Below are 19,311 nucleotides of genomic sequence, written 5' to 3'. Positions count from 1 at the left end.
GCGGAAACGGGAGGCGCGGATGACAGACCAGGCGGACGGATCCACCTCGGTGATGGTGGTGGACGACCACCCGATGTGGCGGGACGGCGTCTCCCGCGACCTCACCGAGGCAGGATTCCGGGTGACGGCCACGGCAGACGGTGTCGCCGCGGCGGGCAGGCGCGCGGCGGCGGTGCGCCCGGACGTGGTGCTGATGGACATGCAGCTGCCCGACGGCAACGGCGCCCAGGCCACCGCCGAGGTGCTGCGGGTGTCTCCGCAGAGCCGGGTGCTGGTGCTCTCGGCCTCGGCCGAGCGCGACGACGTGCTCGACGCGATCAAGGCGGGCGCCACGGGCTACCTGGTCAAGAGCGCGTCGGCGGCCGAACTGGTCGACGCCGTGCACGCCACCGCCGCTGGTCAAGCGGTGTTCACTCCCGGCCTGGCCGGACTCGTGCTCGGCGAGTACCGGCGGATGGCGACCGCGCCGGCGCAGCCGGACGAGCCGCACCGGCCCGCGCTCACCGAGCGCGAGACCGAGGTCCTGCGAATGGTGGCGAAAGGGCTGTCCGCCAAGCAGATCGCGACACGGCTGGGACTGAGCCATCGCACCGTCGAGAACCATGTGCAGGCGACATTGCGCAAGCTGCAACTGGCGAACCGGGTGGAGCTGACCCGCTACGCCATCGAACAGGGGCTCGAGTGATCCGGGCGGACGCCCCCGAATCAGGGATCGCCCTGATGCGGTCGTTGCCCCCGGCTCGGTAACCTCGGTCGCATGGGCGGGCCCGAATCGGTATCGAACGCGGTCGGCTCCGGCGGCGCGGTGGGCGATCGGGAACTGCGCGTGTCGGACGCCGAACGCGAACACGTCGGTCAACTGTTGCAGCGCGCGGTCGGCCTCGGCATGCTCTCGCTCGGCGAGTTCACCGAGCGGATGGACACCGCGCTGGCCGCCAGGACGCGCGGCGAACTGAACGCCGTCCTCATCGATCTGCCCGGCGTCCGCCTGGTCGGGCAGCCCGCCGCGCCGCCGTCGGCCTTCGTGAACTCCTCGCCCGCTTACGCCAGGCAGGCTCCGGGCTCGAACGCCACGGGCAGCGTGATCCGTTCGCGCCTGTCCGGCGTGAACCGTCGCGGCGCGTGGCAGGTGCCGCCCACGCTGCATCTGAACAACTGGCTGTCCGGGGTCACCTTGGATTTCACCGAGGCGATCATGTCGACCCAAGTGGTGGAGCTGCGGGTCGACGACTTCTTCGGTTCGATCACCCTGACCGTGCCCGCGGAGGCCACCGTCGACCTGAACGGGCTGGAGCTGATCGGTTCCAGCGTGAACAACAAGGTGCGTACCGGGCCGCCGCTGGGCCCGTTGCATCTGGTCGTGCACGGCAAGATGCGCTTCGGATCGGTCACCGCGAAACATCCGTTCATCGCGCAGTGGCGCCGGTTGATCGGTCGCTGAGCGGCCGGGTCAGACGGCGGTCGGCACCGCGGCCAGCGTCGGGTAGTCGGTGTAGCCCTCCGCGCCACCCACGTACATCAGGTGCGCCTCGCGAACCGGGTTCAGCGGCGCGCCCGTGCGCAACCGCTCGACCAGATCGGGGTTGGCCAGGAAGGAACGGCCCAGCGCGATCACGTCCGCGCCACCGGCGAGCAGGCGCTGCGCGGCACGCCCGCCGCCGTCCTCGGGCAGCGGGACACCCCAGCCCAGCTTCGGGTTGGCGATCAGGACGCCCGGCCACAGCGCCCGAATCCGCCGGAACAGGGGCTGATCCGGGTCGGCGAAGACGTAGTGCAGGTAGGCGAGGCCCCGGTCCGCCAGCGCCGAGACGAGTGCGGGATAGATCTCCTCGGTGTCGCCCTCGTCGACGCCGTTGACGGTGACTGCGGGGGAGATCCGCACACCGACGCGCTCGGCGCCGATCGCGTCGGCGACCGCCTCGACCACTTCCACCGTGAAGCGGATGCGGTTGGTCACGCTTCCGCCGTAGGAATCGGTGCGCCGGTTGGTGTTCTGCGCGAGGAATTGATGCAGCAGATAACCGTTCGCGCTGTGCACCTCCACCCCGGCGAATCCGGCCGCGATGGCGTTTCGGGCTGCGGAGACGAAATCGGCGACGGTGGCTTGGATATCAGCGGTGGACATCTCCAGCGGCACAACGGCATCCTGCGCGCCGCTGGGGGTGTGGATGGGTTCCGGTAGCGGAATCGATGAGGGCGCCATCGGGGTCAGGCCGCTGTTGTCCGGATGGCCGACCCGGCCGCCGTGCTGTAGTTGCAGGAACATACGCCCGCCCGCCGCCGAGACGGCGTCGGTCACCGCACGCCACCCCGCGATGTGCGCGTCGGTGTAGATGCCGGGGATGTTCGCGTAGGTCTGGCCCACCCGGTTCGGCGTGGTCGCCTCGGCGATGATCAAGCCCGAGCTCGCGCGCTGGGCGTAGTAGGTCGCCATGAGCGGGGACGGCGTCCCGTCGGCCGCGGCGCGGTTGCGGGTCATCGGCGCCATCGCGAGACGGTGCGGCAGCACCAGGGAGCCGAGGGGCACGGGCTGAAAGAGGGCGGAATCCGCTGCGTTCGTCATGTTGATACGGTAAAACTTGACACTGATGTGAGATTCAAGCCGGAACGGGAAAGGCCAGGTGACGCATGCGAATCGGGGAACTTGCCGAGCGCACCGGCGTGAGTGAACGGTCGCTGCGGTACTACGAGCAGCAGGGCATGCTGGCCTCCGATCGCACGCCCGGAGGTCATCGAGACTATCCGGAGCGGGCGGTGGACCGGGTCATCCACATCCAGGAGTTGCTCGCGGCGGGACTCACCAGCAAGAAGATCGCACGCATCCTGCCCTGCATGCGCGACGCGGACGGCGGTCCCAACGAGTACGCCACCCCGGCGCTGGTCGCCGAACTGCAGACCGAACGGGAGCGGATCACCCGGACCATCAACGATCTCGTGCGCTCGCGCGAGGTACTGGACGAGGTGATCGAACGAGCCGACGAGCGGTCCTCGGCCTAGGTGTTGACCCCGATCCGGCGGGCGAACGCGCGCAACGGCACCTTCCGATCGTGGTCGAGCAGTTCGGACACGATATGCCGGGGCAGGGTCTGGTATTTCAGCCAGTCCGCGCCGCCCACCCGTTCCGCGGTGAGCAAGGCGTCCAGCGCACGCTGATGCCGGCCGGTGCGGGTCAGCGCGACCGCCGTGTCGGCGAGGTGCCGGGCCCGGGACGCCTGCGGGAGACTGCCGTTGGCCGGCATGTCCTTGGCGGCGGCCAGCGCCTCCGGGTAGCGCTCCGAGGAGACGTTGACGTCGACCGTCTGCATGACGACCTGAGACGGGCCGAAATACGTCTCGTAGTCCTGCCGATCCGCGCCGATCCGAAGGGCGATCTCGCTCGCGGCCTCCACCAGGGACAACGCGTCGTGCACGTCCTGCGCCCGGCCCGCCGCGGTCGCGCCCTGCAACACCAGTGAGCCGTAGGCGGACAGGTGCATCGGTGTGACCTCGCCGGAGGGCTCCAGAGCCGCGGCCGCGTTCAGCGCGACGCCGCGTGACTCGTCGTAGCGGCCCTGCACCAGCAACTGCCAGGCCACCGATCCGCGGATGGTGGCCAGCAGCAGGGGATCGCTGCCCAGCTCGGCGGCCGCGAGCGCCTGCCGGATCGCCAGGAACGCCGGATCGGTCTGGCCGAGATGCACCAGCGTGCACCCGGTCACCCAGTACATCCGGGCCAGCAACTCGTTGGCGGGCGCGACCGAACCGTTGCGCGCGGCGTGCACGGTGGCGCGGAGCTGGGTCAATCCGGGCGGCAGGATCGAGGTCAGCAGTTCGTAGCGGCCGGACCAGTAGGCGCCCCAGGCGTATTCGACCGCGCGGCGGCCGTCGTCGAGAGTGACCGCCTCCTCCTCCTTGGTTTCGCCCAAGAGGTCGTCGACCGGCGTCAGGGCGCGGCGGATCGCCACGATGCCCGCGTCCGGGTTGGCGGACGGCACGCCTTGGCGCTTGCCGATCAAGTCGGCGATGTCCACGTCCAAGGCGCGCGCGATCTTCTGCAAGCTGGCGATGGATGCGGTCTGCCGGCCGCCCTGCTCGAGTTTGCGCACCAGATCCACACTGACACCCGCCTGATCGGCGAGTTGGCGCTGCGTGAGCGCCTTCCCGCGGAACTGACGGATCCGAACTCCGATCGACGAGTCGTCCATACCCAAGTCCTTTTGTTAAATCTGGGTTTCAGAGTACGACGCTATGTTATCCGCGACTACCGGAGTGGGACATTGCGTACGACTCGTTCGCTGCTGGTTGGAATACCGTTGCCTTTCTGCAACTTTGACTGCAAAGGGCGGCGGCGATGAAAACCATGCCGAATACCACCGTGCAGGCCGGGCGCGCCGATCGCGCGTGGCGGCCTGGTGCACGGACCACGCGACCGGCGCGCCACAGCGCGATTCGATCGGAACGCCGCGTCAGCGCACGGCCCGCGAACACCGGAACAAGGATGCGCGACCGGCGCGAGTTGCTATGCCGAAAGTCCGCCGTTATGACCGAATTCGGCTCTCATGATGCGGAGTAGAGCGATGTTCGAGGGCTGTCACACACCCCATGAAGTCGCACATCTGCTGCGGCATACCTACGGGCTTCCGGTCCAGCTTCTCGCCGGACGCCCGATCATCACCACCGGCTCCATCATCGGGGCGATCGTCATGCCGCCGGAACTGGGCCGGAAAGTTCTGGCTCCGTTGAACCGCCAGCACACCGCCCCCGTGATCGCCGACCCGGGCGAACGCGCCTGGACCTTTCTCGTCACGCCCCCGAGCCCGGCTCGGCCGGTGGAGGTCCCGGTCCGGCGCTGCCTCGCCGGTCACGGGGTCACCGTGGTCCCCGGCGGTCGCATCGTGCTGCTTCCCAGCTCCGATTCGTCGCTCGGCTGGCATTGGGCGGGCGAACCGGCGCCGGGTGTCCTGCGCATGCCGCCGCGCGGCGCGGTGATCGACGCCGTGCACGAGGTGATCGGATTGCGCGCGCACTGACCACCTGGCGCGACCGGTCCGCATCCGACTGCCCCGGGTGCGGGCCGGTCGGGCGGGACGGCCGGACAGCCGGGTAGAACCCGTCCGTCTACCAGGGGTAACTACTCATGCCCGCGCGCGGCGCGGAAACCAGCATGAACGCATGACTACCTCCATCGATCCGGCGCTGCTCGCGCGGCTCTCCGGCGAGTTCACCACCCTGGGAACGCAGCTGGGCATGCTCGGACGGGACCTGGATCTGCTGCGTGAGCAGGTCACCGCGGAGACCAGCGGCGACCAGGGGGATTCCGGCGCATCCAGGACATCGAGTGCGCGCATGCCCGGAGGAGCGAGCGGTTCGGTATCGCGGCCCTCGGAGCCAGGCGGAACCGGCGGCCAGGCACTCGAAGTTCCCGGTGCAGCGGCATCCGATGCGCCCGGTAGTCCTGTCGCGGTGCCGCCGGGTGGGGCCGATGCGTCCGTGGGCGGCCGTTCCGATGCGAGTGAGTCCGGTGCGGCCCACGGGACCACCGGCGGGGTACACGGAGACACCGGCGGGGTACACGGGAACATCGGCGAGGTACACGCGGGATCGGAGCGCGCCCCGTCCGGTGCCGTCCCACCGGTGATGCCGCCTTGGCCGGGCCATTCGCCGACGACCGGTATGCCGGTTCCCCCTCCGCAGCCCGCGTACGTTCCGCGCTTCGCTCCGCCGCCCAGTGGCGCATGGGGTGGCGCTCCCTGGCCGCCGAACGCGCAGGGGCCGATGCCGCCTCGTCCTCCCGTCCCACCGCGCGCGAGGCCACCGGTGCCGCACACGCCGTGGTGGCAGCGCGACGGCGTGATCAGCCGGATCTTGGCGCTGGCCGGTGTCGCGGTGACGTTGATCGGCGTCGCGATGCTGCTGGTCTTGGCCGCGCAGGCGGGGTTCTTCGGGCCGGTGCCGAGAGTCCTTGCCGGTGCGGTGTTCTCGGCCGCGTTGGTGGGCGCGGGCGTGCGGGTCTTCCAGCGGACCGGCGGACGGGTCGGCGGTATCGCGCTGGCCGTCACCGGTATCGCGGGCGCTTACCTCGACGTCATCGCGGTGACGGCCGTCTACCACTGGCTGCACCCGGTGTTCGGGCTCGCCGTCGCCTTCGGTGTCGCTGCCGCTGGCATCGGGCTGGCGATGCGATGGCGCGCACAGCCCTTGGCGGTGCTGGTCGTGCTCGCCGCGGCGGCGCTGTCTCCAGTGCTCACCACGCGGCCGGTGCTCCTCGCGTTCTTGATCGTGTTGCAGTGCGCCTGCGTGCCGGTGCAATTGGCCCGGAACTGGCCGTATCTGCACGTGGCACGGACATTGCCGGCCGTACTGGCGACGCTCGCGTTCGTCGCGGGGGCCGTCCTCGGTACGCCCGCGGACGCGGAGCGCGCTTGGGTGCTCGTGGCCGCCGCGGCGGTCGCGCTGGCCGGAGTCGCCGGGACGATCGTCGTCGTCCGGCACCGACCCGCCGATCTCACCGCCTCGCTGACGATGGCGGCGGCGCTCGTGCCGATCCTGGTCGCTCCGGGGATGTACGAGCAACGAGTCGTCACGGTGACGGTGGCGTCGATCATCGCGACGGTGCTCTTACTCGTCGCTGCGGTGACATTGGTGCCGAAACTGAACGCGCTGCTGCGGGTTCCGGGGCATACCGCTCTCGTTGCCGCCCTCGCGGGCTCGATCGCGCTGCTCGAGGCGTGCGTCGGCGCGACCGAGACGCGAACACTGCCCACGGCTCTGTTCCTGGTGGCGTTGGTCTTCCTCGGCGTGGCGGGCCAGCGGAGGTCGCGTCCGGCGGCGGGCCTCGGCACGGCGTTCGCGGTGCTCGGCGGCTTCGCGTTGCTGAACGTCGCGAGCCCCGAAATCCTCGCTTCGCAGCATCGCTCGGAGGCGAGCCTCGGTGTGGCGACCGTGCTCGGGGCGGTACTGGCCCTCGGTGTGGTGGCCGCGGCGCTGTGGTGCGCGCGGCGACTGCCGGGCCTTGCCGGGGGTAGTGCGTGGCCGTGGATCGCCGCCAGCGTCGCGGGACTCTACGCGGTGACCGCGACGACGGTCTCCCTCGGCGTCGCGACCGGCACGCCGAACGGGTTCCTCCTCGGCCACAGCGCCGCCACCATCCTCTGGATGGCGGCCGCGACCGGCGCGCTCCTGTTCGGACTGCGCGAACTCGCCGACGCGCCCGCGGTCGCCAAACTAGCCTTGGGCTCCGGTCTCCTGGTCACCGCAGCCGCCTTGGCGAAACTGTTCCTCTTCGACCTGGCCACTCTCGACGGCTTGGTCCGCGTCGCGGCGTTCCTGATCGTCGGCATCCTCCTGCTCTTGGCCGGAACCCGCTACGCCCGCGCGTTCGCCGACGCGGGCACCGGCAGCGGACCGGATGGGGACCGCAATGTCGTTGCGGGAGCGGCTGAGCGAAAGACCGACGCTGACAGCTGAGCTGGACTCATCCGCCGGAGGTGGCGGGGCGATCGCGCTTGCTTTCGCAGACCTGGTCGGCGGTACTACAACAGCGCGTCCTGAGCAGAAAGAAAGCCGCTGTGCCCGACGGGCGCAGCGGCTCTTCTGTCTGTCAACGACCACGGCTCATTCGCGTTCGCGGCGGCGCAGCAGTTCGTTGACGCTCACCGTGCGGCCGTCGCCGCCGTGGTGCCTGCCCTCCTCGGGGACCCTGCCGATGTGGCGGCGGGAGGAACGCAGTTCGGCCATCCAGCTCTCGATGCTGCTGCGGTTGGTGGTGTCCGGGCCGTTGTACGGCTCCGCGGGCGCCTCGGGCTCGGGCGCGCGGTGCGCGGGGCCTTCGGACGCGGCCGGAGCCTCGGGCGGCAGGTGCCGCGCCGAATGGGGCTGCGGTGCGAGGTCGACGGTCGGGTCCTGCGTGATGCCGGAGAGCGGGCGGGGTTCCGGTGCCCGGGTCGGGCGCGGAGCGGGCGGGGTGATCGGCGAGACGGCGGGCCGGGGGCTCGGCTCGGGAAGGATCACCGACGGCACACCGGCATACGGCGCGTTCGGGTCCTGGGACAGGCCGGTGGGCGGCGCCGGTCGCGGTCCCGGGTTCGCGGGCGGTGCCGGCGGCCGCTGCTCCGCCTGGTCGGGTGCCGAGCGAGGATCATTCGGTACCTGCGAGATCCGCCGCGGGCGAATCGGTTCACCCTGTGGGGGCGTGGGATTACGCGGCGGTTCCGGTCGCTGCCTACCCGGATCGAGCGGCGGCGGCGCGGGCGTCGCCTGCGGTGCGGCTGACGGCGGGACCCGGTCCAGCCGCCTGGTCGGCGCTTCGGCCTCGATCTCGGCGACCGTGCGCGGCTTGCGCCTGCGCGGCACCTTGTTGGCGTCGGCGACCGCGGGGATCTGCATGGTCACCGGATCGGTGATCGGCGTGGTCTTGACCAGGTCGACGACATCGCTCCCGCCGACCCGCTCGTCGTCGAGGATCGGCTCGCCGAGCCCGACCTTCTCCTGCACCTTCTTCATCCAGGCCGGGGCCCACCAGCAGTCGTCGCCGAGGAGTTTCATGGTGGCCGGGACGAGCAGCATGCGCAGCACGGTGGCGTCGATGAACAGCGCCGCGATCATGCCGTAGGCGATGTACTGCATCATCACCAGGTCGGAGAAGGCGAACGCTCCGGTGACGACGAGCAGGATCAGCGCCGCGGCGGTGATGATCCGGCCGGTCTGCGCGGTACCGATCCGGACGGCCTCGGTGGTGCTCGCGCCCTGGGCGCGCGCCTCCACCATGCGCGACATCAGGAAGACTTCGTAGTCGGTCGACAGACCGTAGATGATCGCGATGATCAGCACCAAGACCGGCGACATGATCGGCTGCGGGGTGAAATTCAACAGCCCGGCCCCGTGGCCATCGATGAAGATCCAGGTGAGGATGCCGAGCGTGGACCCGAGACCGAGGGCGCTCATCAGCGCGGCCTTGATCGGCAGCACCAGCGAGCCGAAGGTCAGGAACATCAGCAGCGTCGTCACGAACAAGACGAGCGCGATCATCAGGGGCATCCGGGCCAGCAGCGCGTCGATGCTGTCCTTCTGGATGGTCGGCTGACCGCCGACGAGCATGGTGACGCCGTCGGGTAATTCCAGCGAACGGAGGTAATCGATGGTCGGTTCGGCGTCCTCCGAATTGATCAACGTGACGGAGGTGTTGTAGATGGTCTTGTCTTTAGGGGCCGTGCTCGGGGGATAGGCGAATTCGCCCGCTAGGCCGGGAGCTTTGCTCGCCTCTTTGACCACCTTGCCCACCTGGGGGGCGAGGCTCGGATCATCGACCACGAAAACCAGTTCGATCGGGTCCGATTTGCGCAGCGGAAAGACCTTGTCGAATTCCTTCTGCGCCAGACGAGTCGGATTGTCCGGCGGCAGATACCGCTCGTTGATGCCGCCGAAACTGAGGTTCTTGACCGGGATGATCAGCAGCAGCAGAACGATGCACAGCGGAATCGCGATCTTGAGCGGATGCTTCATCACCCAGCGGGTGGACTGGCCCCAGAAGCCGCTTTCCACTTCGTCGGCGGTCTTCGTCTTGCGGAACCGCTTGAGCCCGAGCATGTCGACGCGCTTACCGAGCACCGCCAGCATGGCGGGCAGGACGGTGATCGAGGTCAGCGCCGCCAGCGAGACCGTCGCGATGGCGCCGTAGGCGACCGATTTCAAAAAACCCTGCGGGAACAGCAGCATGCCGCCGAGGCTGGCGACGATCATCGTGGCGGAGAACACCACGGTGCGGCCCGCCGTCATCACCGATCTGCGGACGGCCGCTCTGGTGTCGTATCCCTCGGCGAGTTCCTCGCGGAATCGGCTCACGATGAACAGGCCGTAGTCGATGGCCAGGCCGAGGCCGATCATCGAGACGACCGGCGAGACGAACGAATTCACCTCGGTGAACTCGGTGATGAAGCGGACGATGCCCCACGCGCCGACCACGGTGAGGCCACCGACGATCAAGGGCAGTCCGGCGGCGACGATACCGCCGAAGATGAAGAAGAGCAGCAGGGCCACCGCCGGAATGGCCAGGATCTCCATGCGCTTCTGGTCGTCGGCCATGGTGTCGTTCAGCGTGCCCGCCACCGCTTGCAGACCTGTCACCTGCACATCCACCCCGGGGATGAAGAAGACGTTCTTCACCTTCCGGTAGTTGCGCACCATGTCGGTGTCGTTGTCGCCCTTGATGGCGATGGACGCGAAGGCGTACTTCTTGTCCTTGGAGCCGAAAACGGAAGCCTGGACCGGGATATTCGCGTCGTTGCGCCAGTAGACGCCGTTGACCTTGGTGATCTCGTCCGGATGCTCGCGCGGCAGACTCGCGAGATTCTCGACGATCTTGCCGCTGAATTCCGGATCATCGATGGTCTTGCCCTCCGGCGCCGTGTACAACACGATGACGTCGGAGTTGTGATCCCGTTCGAAGGCTCCGTCTTTGATTCGCGCCGCGCGCGCCGACTCCGAGGTCGGGTCATCCCACCCGCTGGAGCTGAGGTGGTCCTCCAACCCGAGGCCGTAGCCACCGAGAGCCAGAAGACCGGCCACGACCACGCCGATGACGGCGAAACGCAGCCGGTATACCAGATCGCCCCAGCGTGTGAACACTAAGCGACTCCTTGGGCGGGGCGAGAGGTGAGCAGTGCCGACAGCGGCCGGAACGGCTGCAGCCAAGCACCCTCGTCGGGCAACGAGTCGAGGCTCACCCGGGGCAGGGGTTCACGGAACACGCCCGGAATGTCCTCGAGGTCGATGAATTCGAGAGTATCGGATGTGACGGCCCAACTCGCGTGCTCGCGGAAGCCGAGTACCTGAACCGGCACGCCTTTGGCGGCGAGTTCCTCCAGCGGTTCGCGGAACGCCTGGCCGTCGGCCGAGGCGACCATGATGCCCGCCAGGCCCGCGCCGCGACTGCGCAGGGCGATGTGCGCGAGCATGTCGGCGTCGACGTCGGAGTCCTCGTCGATCTTGGGCTTGGCGAAGACCGCGTAGCCGACGTTGCGCAGCGCCTCCACCCAGGGCCGCACGACGTCGGCGGTGCCCGGCGCGATGTTGGTGAAGACGGTGGCCTCGGGCTCCACGCGATGCACCGCGCCCACCGACAATTCAGCGGTCCGGGCCAGCAGCCAGCGGCCGAGCGCGTCGAACCGCGGGCGGTAGGCGGCGGTCGGACGACCGCCCAGGATGGCGCCGAGGCCCATGTCGAGGTTCGGGGCGTCCCACACCAACAGGACGCGGCGCACGTCCGGCCCCGCGCTGCCCAGGCCTTCCGCTCCGCTTCCGTGCACCTCCCCGGCAACATCGACCACTTCGTGGGCCATCTCACTGACGCTCATCGGTCGATCTTCCCCCATATGAGCTCGGTGATGGCGCTACCGGCGCGATGTGCCTTGCCTTCGAATTTCGTGACGGGGCGCTCGAACCCGATCGGCGCGGTGGCGCGATGTTCCGCGCTGACGCCGCCCGTGGCCTCGTTCAATCCCCTGAGCAGGGGCTCCGCCATGCCGACCGCATGGATGTGCTCGGCGTAGCCTGCGTGGTCGGTGGCGACGTGCAGGACGCCGCCCGGCTTCAGGCGGCTGGCGATCAGTGCGACCGTCGCGGGCTGCAGCAGCCGCCGCTTGTGGTGGCGCGCCTTCGGCCACGGGTCGGGAAAGAACACCCGGACGCCGGTCAGCGACTCTTCGGCAATCATGTTTTCCAGCACGTCCACCGCGTCGCCGCGCAGCAGCCGGATGTTCCCGATCGCCTCGCGCTCGATGCGCTGCACCAGCTGTGCGAGGCCGGGCTGATAGACCTCGATGCCGATCAGGTTCAGGTGCGGTTCGGCCTGCGCCATGGCGGCCGTCGCGGTGCCCGTGCCGCAGCCGATCTCGATCACCAGCGGCGCGTCGCGGCCGAACCAGGCGGCCGCGTCCAGTGGCTCGTCGGCGACCTCACGGCCGATCGACGGCCACATCCGGTCCCAGGATTGCTGCTGGGTCGCGGTCAGCGCGCCCCTGCGCGACCGGAAGCTGGTGACTCGTGGGTACAGGCGGGAGCCGGTCTTGTGCCGGGGCCCGCCCTCGGCCGGAGCCGAAGCTGTGGACGGCGGGCCCGGAACTGACTCGGCAGTATGGTTCGCGGCGTCGTTCACGGCGTCCATTGTCCAGCATCCGGCGATCAGCGCGGCAAGCGGTTGTGCGCGCACCGCTGAGCAGGAGGTCAGGCGGCGCGCGCGGGCGCGACTGCGGCCACCGTCGGACGTTCCTGGCGCAGTGGTCTGCCCAGCGCGACCTTGGCCGCCGTCACCGCCATCTCCAGCAGGCCACGCACGCCCGAGGGCGAGGCCGCGACCGACCAGACGGTGCGGTCGCCGACGTCGCTCACCGGTTGCCCGGCGAACCGGTCGGCCAGCCAGTCCAGGCTGATCGGCGTGGACAGCGGCAGCAGCGAGAAGTGCTCGCTGAGCCGGTCGCGGACGTAGGTCACCGCGGCGCCGCCGCGGCGGTAGCGCGCCACCTGGCCGTCGATGCCCTCGATGTGGATGACCTGATCGTGGATGGGTTGCACCACCAGCAGCGGGCAGGCGGGCGTCGTGTTGCCCAACCGCAGGTCGTCGAACATCGCCCGCAACTCGGGGGTGTCGAGCACCTCCGCGAGCGGGCGGTCGAGGTAGTCGTCCACTTTCTTGCCGGCCAGCCCGAGGATCGCGCCCACCGGGGTCGCGTTCTCCGCGCGGACGACGAACCGGTGGCCCTCCGGGCTGAGTTGGTCGTCGATCAGCGAGCTCAATGCGGGATACAGCCTGCGCAGGGCGGCGATGACGATGGCGGGCAGGCCCGCGTAGGGGGTGCCGTTGAGCCGGTCGAAGACCTGGCGCGGGTCGCCGACCGGGGCGCCGAGCACCGCGCCGACGATGTCGAGCTCCGGGGCGTAGGTCGGCGCCATCTCGACCGTCCAGGAGCTGGCCATACCGCCGCCGGAGTAGCCCCACACCGCGACGCGGGTCCGCGGGCCGAGACCCAGCGGGCCGAAGCGCAGGGCGGCGCGGATGCCGTCGAGCGCGCGGTAGCCGGGCTCACGCGGGGCGCCGAAGTTCCCGTGCGGACCCTCGTGGTCGGCGATGGTCACCGCCCAGCCGCGCCGCAGCGCGTTCGCGACCAGCAGCCATTCGAGCTGGGTGACCGAGCCGAGGGCCCGCGCGCCGTAACGCAGGGCGTAGGAGGGGGAGCACTTCTCCGTGACCGCGTCCATCGCGGTCTGGAAGGCCAGCAGCGGGCGATCCTCGTCGGGTTCCGCGTCGACCGGCAGCAGGACCGTGGTGATCGCCGCTTCCGGCGCTCCGTGCAGATCGCAGCTGCGGTACAGTAGCTGCCAGGCCGAGACCTGTTGCGGCACAATTCCGAACAGCGCTACGTCGATCTGCCTGCTGCGCAGGATGGTGCCGGGCGCTTTGGCCGCGAACCCCTTGGGCGGTCGATGGAACGGGTCCGTGCTGGGCAGCAAGGGCTTGCGGTCCGCGGGACAGGACGCCTCCGGGTCGACAGCGCCGATGACATTCGCGGTCATCGCAACCTCCTCATCGTCGAGGTCGGTTGCCGCATGCGAAAGTTCAAGTTGCGCACCGGTTATGGTGCCGACCACTTCTGCAGGGTAAGTGACCGGCGGGCGTCTGGGAACCCCGGAGTACACGGCATTCCCGGCACTAGACTTCCCGGGCATGAGCAGACCGACAGTATTCATCACCGGCGCTGCGGCTGGTATCGGCCGGGCCACGGCCTTGCTTTTCGCTGCGCAGGGGTACCAGGTCGGGGCTTACGACATCGACGAAGTCGGGCTGACCCGGCTTTCCGGTGATATCACAGCCAAGGGTGGCGCCGTTCACACTGGAGTACTGGATGTGACGAACGCCACGCAGTGGGCGGAGCGTCTCGCCGAGTTCCACGCCGCGGCCGGGCGGCTGGACATCCTGGTCAACAACGCCGGCATCCTGCGCGCCGGGCCCTTCGACGCGATCGAACTCGCCGCCCATCGGGCGATCGTCGAGGTCAACCTGGTCGGCGTGCTCACCGGAACGCACAGCGCCTTCCGCTACCTGCGCGACACCCCGGGCGCCCAGGTGGTCAACCTGTGCTCGGCGTCGGCGATCTACGGCCAAGCCGAACTCGCGACCTACGGCGCCACCAAGGCGGCGGTGAAGAGTCTCACCGAGGCGCTGGACCTGGAATGGGAGCGCCACGACATCCGGGTGCTCGCGATCTGGCCGCTGTTCGTGGCCACCGCCATGGTGGACGGGGTGACGACCGGGACGACGAAGTCGCTGGGTGTGCGGCTGACCGCCGACGACGTCGCCGCCGGGATCTGGGAGGCCACCCGCAAGCGCGCGCGGCTGCCGAAGGTGCACTACGAGATCGGCGCGCAGGCGAAGGTGCTGGCGACGGTGGCGAAATACGCGCCGAACTGGGCCGTGCGCACCGCGAACAAGTACTTCAGCGGCAGCTGAGCGGTCGAGCCGGTCCAGGGAGCGGACTTCTGACAGAATTGCGCACCGTAAAAGGGGGGCAGCATGCCGACAGCCACTGATTCCGACGGGCCGGTGCGGGAGCGCGGCGTTCCCACGTCCGCCCACGATCAGCTCGACAAGCTGCTCGCCGAGCTGCGCTTCGGCACGGGGCGGGACCCGCAGATCGGGTACGCCGCGGCCGCCGCCGTCAGCGCTTGGCGCAAACCGCCGCGCATCCAGGTGACCGGGCGCGCGCACGCGGGCCGCAGCACGGTGCTGCACGCGCTCGCGCTCATGTCGGCGGTGGAGACCGATCCGGTGGACCGGCCCGGAGCGCCCGACCCCGAACTCGACGCCGACATCGTCGTGTACGTGTTGTCGGCCGCGCCGACGCCCGCCGACCGCAGGGTGCTGGCCACGCTGCCGCCGCAGCGCGCGATCGCGGTGCTGAACAAGGCCGACGCGATCGGCTCCCGCTGGGGCGACGCGGTGGCCGCGGCCCAGCAGTACGGCAGGGAGCTGCGGATCCCGGTGGTTCCGGTGGTCGCGTCGCTGGCCATGCGCACCAGGGCGGGCGCGCTGACCGGCGCGGATCTGGAACTGCTTCGCAAGCTCGCCACGGACGCCGACCCCGCGCTGATCCTCGCGCCGGACCTGTTCCTCGCGCCGGGACCGGACGCCGCCGAGCGTGCACAGCTGCTGCGGCGCTGGGACCTCTACGGCGTGGCCTGCGCGTGCACCGCCCTGCGCCACGATCCGGACCTCGCTCCGCAGGAGCTGTTGCAGGTCCTGCACGCGGCCAGCGGCATCGATGCGCTGCACCAGTTGTTGCACCGCCGCTACGAGCAGGTGGCCGCACTGCGCGGCGGTGAACTGCTCGACGAGCTGGCCCGGCTGGCCGCTCGCGCGGTCCCGGAGGAGGGCGGCCGCGCGCGCGACCTGCTGGAGTCCTACCTCTACGGCGACGACGCCGTCTGGCTCGGTCTCTGCGCGGGCCTCGCGGGGCCCGAGGTGGCCCACCTCGCCGCGGGCTATGCCGCCCCGGCGCCCGCCGACGCCGACGACGCGCTCGCCCGCGCGACCCGCTGGCGCGCCGTCGTCACCAGCGATATGCCTCCTGCCGCCCGCCGCGCCGCGTTGCGCGTGCACAACGGATACGTCCGACTATGGGAACGGATGAGCAGTGCCGGTCTCTGAACCTCCGGAACCGGCGACGGCGAGTACACCGCCCGAGGCGGATGCCGCATCTCGCGCGGGTGGCCCGTCCGCCGACGGCGAATCCGGACGTCCCGCGACCGCGCTGGCGCCCGAGCTCGCGGCCGTAGTGGAGCGGTGGAATCCGCAGGGCATGGCGCTGCTGCGCGCGGTGCACGGCTCCGGCGGCGGTGCCGTCGTGATGATCGGGCCGGACGACGTGAACACGACCTTGTTGCGCACCGAGCTGGCCCGGTTCGAACCGCACGTCACGCTGGCCGAGCCGTCCGCCGACGCGGGCGCGGGGGCCACCTCACCCGCCGGTGCGGCCCCGCCCGCGGTGGCGTTGGTCCTGCTCGACGCGGGCACGATCATCGGCGCGGACCTGCTGGGCGTGATCGGCCGGTTGCGCGCGGACGGCACCCGCCTGCTGCTCGCGATGAACGGCGTCCACGCCTACCAGGACTGGCGGGCGGTGCGGGAGCGCGACCTGGAGTTGCTCGCCGCGCAAGGGGCGGGCGACCTGGACATCGTGCCGGTCTCGGCGCGGCTCGCGGCCGCGGCGCGCACCGCCGGCGACGCCGGACTGCTCGATCGCTCCGGTGTCGGGGCCCTGCACGCCCAGCTCACCGCGGCGGCCGCCGCGGGCGGTGACCGGCCGGGCGCGGTCACCGCACGGGTCCTGGCCGATACCCGCCAGCGGGTGGCCGAGCAGGTGGCGACGCTGCGCTCCGGCGCCGAGCCGGCGCGGCTGCGCGAGGAACGTGCCGTGCTGCTGGCCGGGCGCGACGGCGGACGAGCCACCGCGATGTCCACCTTGCGCGGGCAGCTGCACTTGGCCCGGGTGGATCTCATGACCGAGATCGGCGCGAGCATCCGGGCGCTGCACACCGCCGTGCGCGCCGACCTGGAACGGCTGCGCCCCGCCGACCTCGCCTGCTATCCCGCCCGGCTACAGCAGTCCGTCACCGAACTGACCGGTGCTCTCGACCACGTCATCGACGAACGCATCGCCGAACTGAGCGCCCGGATCGAGAGCGGAGATCGCGGGGCGCCGACGCGACGGCGCGACCCGGCCCCTCGGGTGGGCCCGGATCCCGACCCCCGCCATCGGGGTGTCGAAGATCACCTCATGATCGCGCTCGGCGCGTCGGCCGGTGTCGGCCTCGGTCGCTTGCTTGTTGCTCCGTTCTCCCTCGTCCCGGCCCTCGACGTCGCGACCGTGCCGGTAACGCTGCTGCTCGGCGGGGGCGCGGCGGCGTGGGTGGTGCGCGCCCGACGCCAGCTGGCCGATCGAGCGCACATCCGGCAATGGGTCGCCGACGCGCTGGTCAACGTAAAAGCGCAGCTCGAGCAGCGTGTGGTGACCGCGCTCGTGGAAGCGGAGACCGTTTTGGCCGATCACGTGGTCCAAGCAAGCACCGCGCGAATGGTCGAGACGGATCGCCGGGTGGCCCGGTTGGAGGCCGAATTGCGCCGGATCGCGGCCGAACAGCCGGGGCAGCTCGCCGCGTGCGAGCGCGACATCACGATCCTCGATCGGTGGATCTCCCCTGTTGAAACGAACGACCGATTGGGTACACAGTGAGGAACCCGATACCGTACCGGCCGTCACATCGCGTTAACCTCTATTCAGGAACTTGGGCGTCCGCTAAGTCCTGATCTGCCGCCCTCCTGGGCGCGTGTTCGACCGGTCGGAGCGGGCGCCTTCCCGCCAACGGTGGCGCTCGGTGCATTCGCGCTGGTCATGGGCCTAGGGCCAGGCGGCGAAGCAGCGAGTAGCCGCCCATCTCAGGAGAGTTTTCATGACGTCAGCGACCATTCCTGGTCTTCGTGGATCCGACGGCAAGGCGCCGACCGAGCACAGCGAACTACTCGCCTGGGTACAAGAAGTCGCCGAACTCACCCAGCCGGATCGAGTGGTGTGGGCGGACGGCTCCGACGAAGAGTGGGAGCGGCTGACCGAGCAGCTCGTGGCGGCGGGAACGTTCAAGCGCCTGGACGAGAAGAAGAAGCCGAACTCCTTCCTCGCTCTCTCCGATCCCTCCGACGTGGCCCGGGTGGAGTCCCGCACCTTCATCTGCTCCAAGACCGAGGCCGACGCGGGCCCGACCAACAACTGGGTCGACCCGGCCGAGATGCGCGCCACGATGACCGAGCTGTACCGCGGCTCGATGAAGGGCCGCACCATGTACGTGGTGCCGTTCTGCATGGGCCCGCTGGGCGCCGACGACCCGAAGCTCGGCGTCGAGATCACCGACTCCGAGTACGTCGTGGTGTCGATGCGCGTGATGACCCGCATGGGCGCCGCCGCCCTGGAGAAGCTGGGCGCCGACCGTCCGTTCGTGAAGGCGCTGCACTCCGTGGGCGCGCCGCTGGCCGAGGGTCAGGCCGACGTGCCGTGGCCGTGCAACGACACCAAGTACATCACCCACTTCCCCGAGGACCGGGAGATCTGGAGCTACGGCTCCGGCTACGGCGGCAACGCGCTGCTCGGCAAGAAGTGTTACTCGCTGCGGATCGCCTCGGCGATGGCCCACGACGAGGGCTGGCTGGCCGAGCACATGCTGATCCTCAAGCTGATCTCCCCGGAGAACAAGGCGTACTACATCGCCGCCGCGTTCCCGAGCGCCTGCGGCAAGACCAACCTCGCGATGATCCAGCCGACCGTGCCGGGCTGGCGCGCGGAGACCCTGGGCGACGACATCGCCTGGATGCGTTTCGGCAAGGACGGCCGCCTCTACGCGGTGAACCCCGAGTTCGGCTTCTTCGGCGTCGCGCCGGGCACCAACCGCAGCTCGAACCCGAACGCCATGGCCACCATGGAGGCGGGCAACACCGTCTACACCAACGTCGCGCTGACCGACAACGGCGACGTGTGGTGGGAGGGCCTGGAAGGCGAGCCCGACCACCTGATCGACTGGAAGGGCAACGACTGGTACCTGCGGGAGACCGAGACGCTGGCCGCCCACCCCAACTCCCGCTACTGCACGCCGATGTCGCAGTGCCCGATCCTGGCGCCCGAGTGGGACGACCCGCAGGGCGTGCCGATCTCGGCGATCCTGTTCGGCGGCCGCCGCAAGACCACCGTCCCGCTGGTCACCGAGTCCTTCGACTGGCAGCACGGCGTGTTCATGGGCGCCACGCTGTCCTCCGAGCAGACCGCGGCCGCCGAGGGCAAGGTCGGTACCGTCCGCCGCGACCCGATGGCCATGCTGCCGTTCCTGGGCTACCACGTCGGTGACTACCTGGGCCACTGGATCAATGTCGGCAAGAACGCCGATGCCGCCAAGCTGCCCAAGATCTTCTACGTCAACTGGTTCCGGCGCGGCGACGACGGCCGCTTCCTGTGGCCGGGCTTCGGCGAGAACTCCCGCGTGCTGGAGTGGATCGTCGGCCGCATCGAGGGTTCCGCGCAGGCCGAGGCGACCGCGATCGGCAACGTGCCGACCGCCGCGCAGCTCGATCTGGACGGGCTGGACGTCGACGCCAAGGACGTCGACGAGGCGCTCGCCGTGAACGCCGAGGAGTGGCGTAAGGAGATCCCGCTCATCGAAGAGTGGTTCGAGTTCGTCGGAGACAAGCTGCCTTCCGGCGTGCGTGACGAGTTCGAGGCGCTCAAGCAGCGTCTGGGCTGA

Annotated in this window: 15 protein-coding genes; 9 read left to right on the top strand and 6 right to left on the bottom strand. The window is 70.0% G+C overall.

All coding sequences use genetic code 11. From position 1 onward, the window contains the following. Positions 1-19: 19 nt before the first annotated feature. On the top strand, positions 20-685 hold the full coding sequence (locus tag QMG86_RS30425; protein WP_281876270.1) for a response regulator: 666 nt from the start codon (positions 20-22) through the stop codon (positions 683-685). A gap of 120 nt (positions 686-805) precedes the next feature. Beyond that, a complete protein-coding gene (locus tag QMG86_RS30420) occupies positions 806-1,441 on the top strand; it encodes a DUF1707 SHOCT-like domain-containing protein (protein ID WP_281881205.1) in 636 nt (211 codons plus the stop codon). Positions 1,442-1,450: 9 nt separating this feature from the next. Here the strand turns inward: QMG86_RS30420 and QMG86_RS30415 are convergent, their stop codons facing one another. Then, positions 1,451-2,563, bottom strand: a complete 1,113-nt coding sequence (locus QMG86_RS30415) for an alkene reductase (RefSeq protein WP_281876268.1) — start codon at positions 2,561-2,563, stop codon at positions 1,451-1,453. Between the two features lie 65 nt (positions 2,564-2,628). Here QMG86_RS30415 and QMG86_RS30410 point away from each other — a divergent pair, with 65 nt between their 5' ends. Further along, positions 2,629-2,997: a MerR family transcriptional regulator gene (locus QMG86_RS30410; protein WP_281876266.1), complete on the top strand. Its 369-nt coding sequence runs from the start codon at positions 2,629-2,631 to the stop codon at positions 2,995-2,997. Here QMG86_RS30410 and QMG86_RS30405 read toward each other — a convergent pair. After that, entirely contained in the window at positions 2,994-4,184 is a 1,191-nt protein-coding gene (locus tag QMG86_RS30405) for a helix-turn-helix domain-containing protein (RefSeq protein WP_281876265.1), read from the bottom strand. The two genes, QMG86_RS30410 and QMG86_RS30405, sit on opposite strands and share 4 nt — an antisense overlap. A gap of 357 nt (positions 4,185-4,541) precedes the next feature. Here QMG86_RS30405 and QMG86_RS30400 point away from each other — a divergent pair, with 357 nt between their 5' ends. After that, complete coding sequence (locus QMG86_RS30400) at positions 4,542-5,009, top strand: hypothetical protein (RefSeq protein ID WP_281876264.1); 468 nt, start codon at positions 4,542-4,544, stop codon at positions 5,007-5,009. A gap of 142 nt (positions 5,010-5,151) precedes the next feature. Then, a complete protein-coding gene (locus QMG86_RS30395; RefSeq protein WP_281876263.1) occupies positions 5,152-7,446 on the top strand; it encodes a DUF2339 domain-containing protein in 2,295 nt (764 codons plus the stop codon). 147 nt (positions 7,447-7,593) lie between these two features. Here QMG86_RS30395 and QMG86_RS30390 read toward each other — a convergent pair whose 3' ends face one another. The 4 genes from QMG86_RS30390 to QMG86_RS30375 are packed head-to-tail and all read right to left on the bottom strand — an operon-like array spanning position 7,594 to position 13,545. Further along, on the bottom strand, positions 7,594-10,602 hold the full coding sequence (locus tag QMG86_RS30390; RefSeq protein WP_281881203.1) for an MMPL family transporter: 3,009 nt from the start codon (positions 10,600-10,602) through the stop codon (positions 7,594-7,596). After that, positions 10,602-11,330 carry an NYN domain-containing protein gene (locus tag QMG86_RS30385; RefSeq protein WP_084488352.1) on the bottom strand — a complete coding sequence of 243 codons (729 nt, stop codon included), beginning with the start codon at positions 11,328-11,330 and terminating at the stop codon, positions 10,602-10,604. Before QMG86_RS30385 ends, QMG86_RS30390 begins: the two co-directional genes overlap by 1 nt. Continuing rightward, a complete protein-coding gene (gene trmB, locus QMG86_RS30380; protein ID WP_281876262.1) occupies positions 11,327-12,139 on the bottom strand; it encodes a tRNA (guanosine(46)-N7)-methyltransferase TrmB in 813 nt (270 codons plus the stop codon). The genes QMG86_RS30385 and trmB overlap by 4 nt, the downstream gene beginning before the upstream one ends. Before the next feature lie 59 nt (positions 12,140-12,198). Beyond that, the gene (locus tag QMG86_RS30375) at positions 12,199-13,545 is read right to left on the bottom strand and encodes a lipase family protein (RefSeq protein ID WP_281876261.1); all 1,347 of its coding nucleotides are present in this window, start codon (positions 13,543-13,545) and stop codon (positions 12,199-12,201) included. A 151-nt stretch (positions 13,546-13,696) separates the two neighbouring features. Between QMG86_RS30375 and QMG86_RS30370 the strand changes: the two genes are divergently transcribed. The 4 genes from QMG86_RS30370 (at position 13,697) to QMG86_RS30355 (ending at position 19,311) form a co-directional block, all read left to right on the top strand. Next, positions 13,697-14,479, top strand: coding sequence for an SDR family oxidoreductase (locus QMG86_RS30370; RefSeq protein ID WP_281876260.1), 783 nt, complete (start codon positions 13,697-13,699; stop codon positions 14,477-14,479). Between the two features lie 63 nt (positions 14,480-14,542). Continuing rightward, the gene (locus QMG86_RS30365) at positions 14,543-15,676 is read left to right on the top strand and encodes a P-loop NTPase family protein (protein ID WP_281876258.1); all 1,134 of its coding nucleotides are present in this window, start codon (positions 14,543-14,545) and stop codon (positions 15,674-15,676) included. After that, positions 15,663-17,261 (top strand): hypothetical protein, encoded by a 1,599-nt coding sequence (locus tag QMG86_RS30360; protein ID WP_281876256.1) that lies wholly within the window; start codon positions 15,663-15,665, stop codon positions 17,259-17,261. The genes QMG86_RS30365 and QMG86_RS30360 overlap by 14 nt, the downstream gene beginning before the upstream one ends. Positions 17,262-17,478: 217 nt before the next feature. Next, positions 17,479-19,311 carry a phosphoenolpyruvate carboxykinase (GTP) gene (locus tag QMG86_RS30355; RefSeq protein WP_281876255.1) on the top strand — a complete coding sequence of 611 codons (1,833 nt, stop codon included), beginning with the start codon at positions 17,479-17,481 and terminating at the stop codon, positions 19,309-19,311.

Origin of the sequence: Nocardia sputorum (genome assembly GCF_027924405.1) — a bacterium.
Taxonomy (GTDB): domain Bacteria; phylum Actinomycetota; class Actinomycetes; order Mycobacteriales; family Mycobacteriaceae; genus Nocardia; species Nocardia sputorum.
The sequence above is the reverse complement of the archived record's forward strand: the minus strand, read 5'-3'. Positions and strand labels throughout refer to the sequence as shown.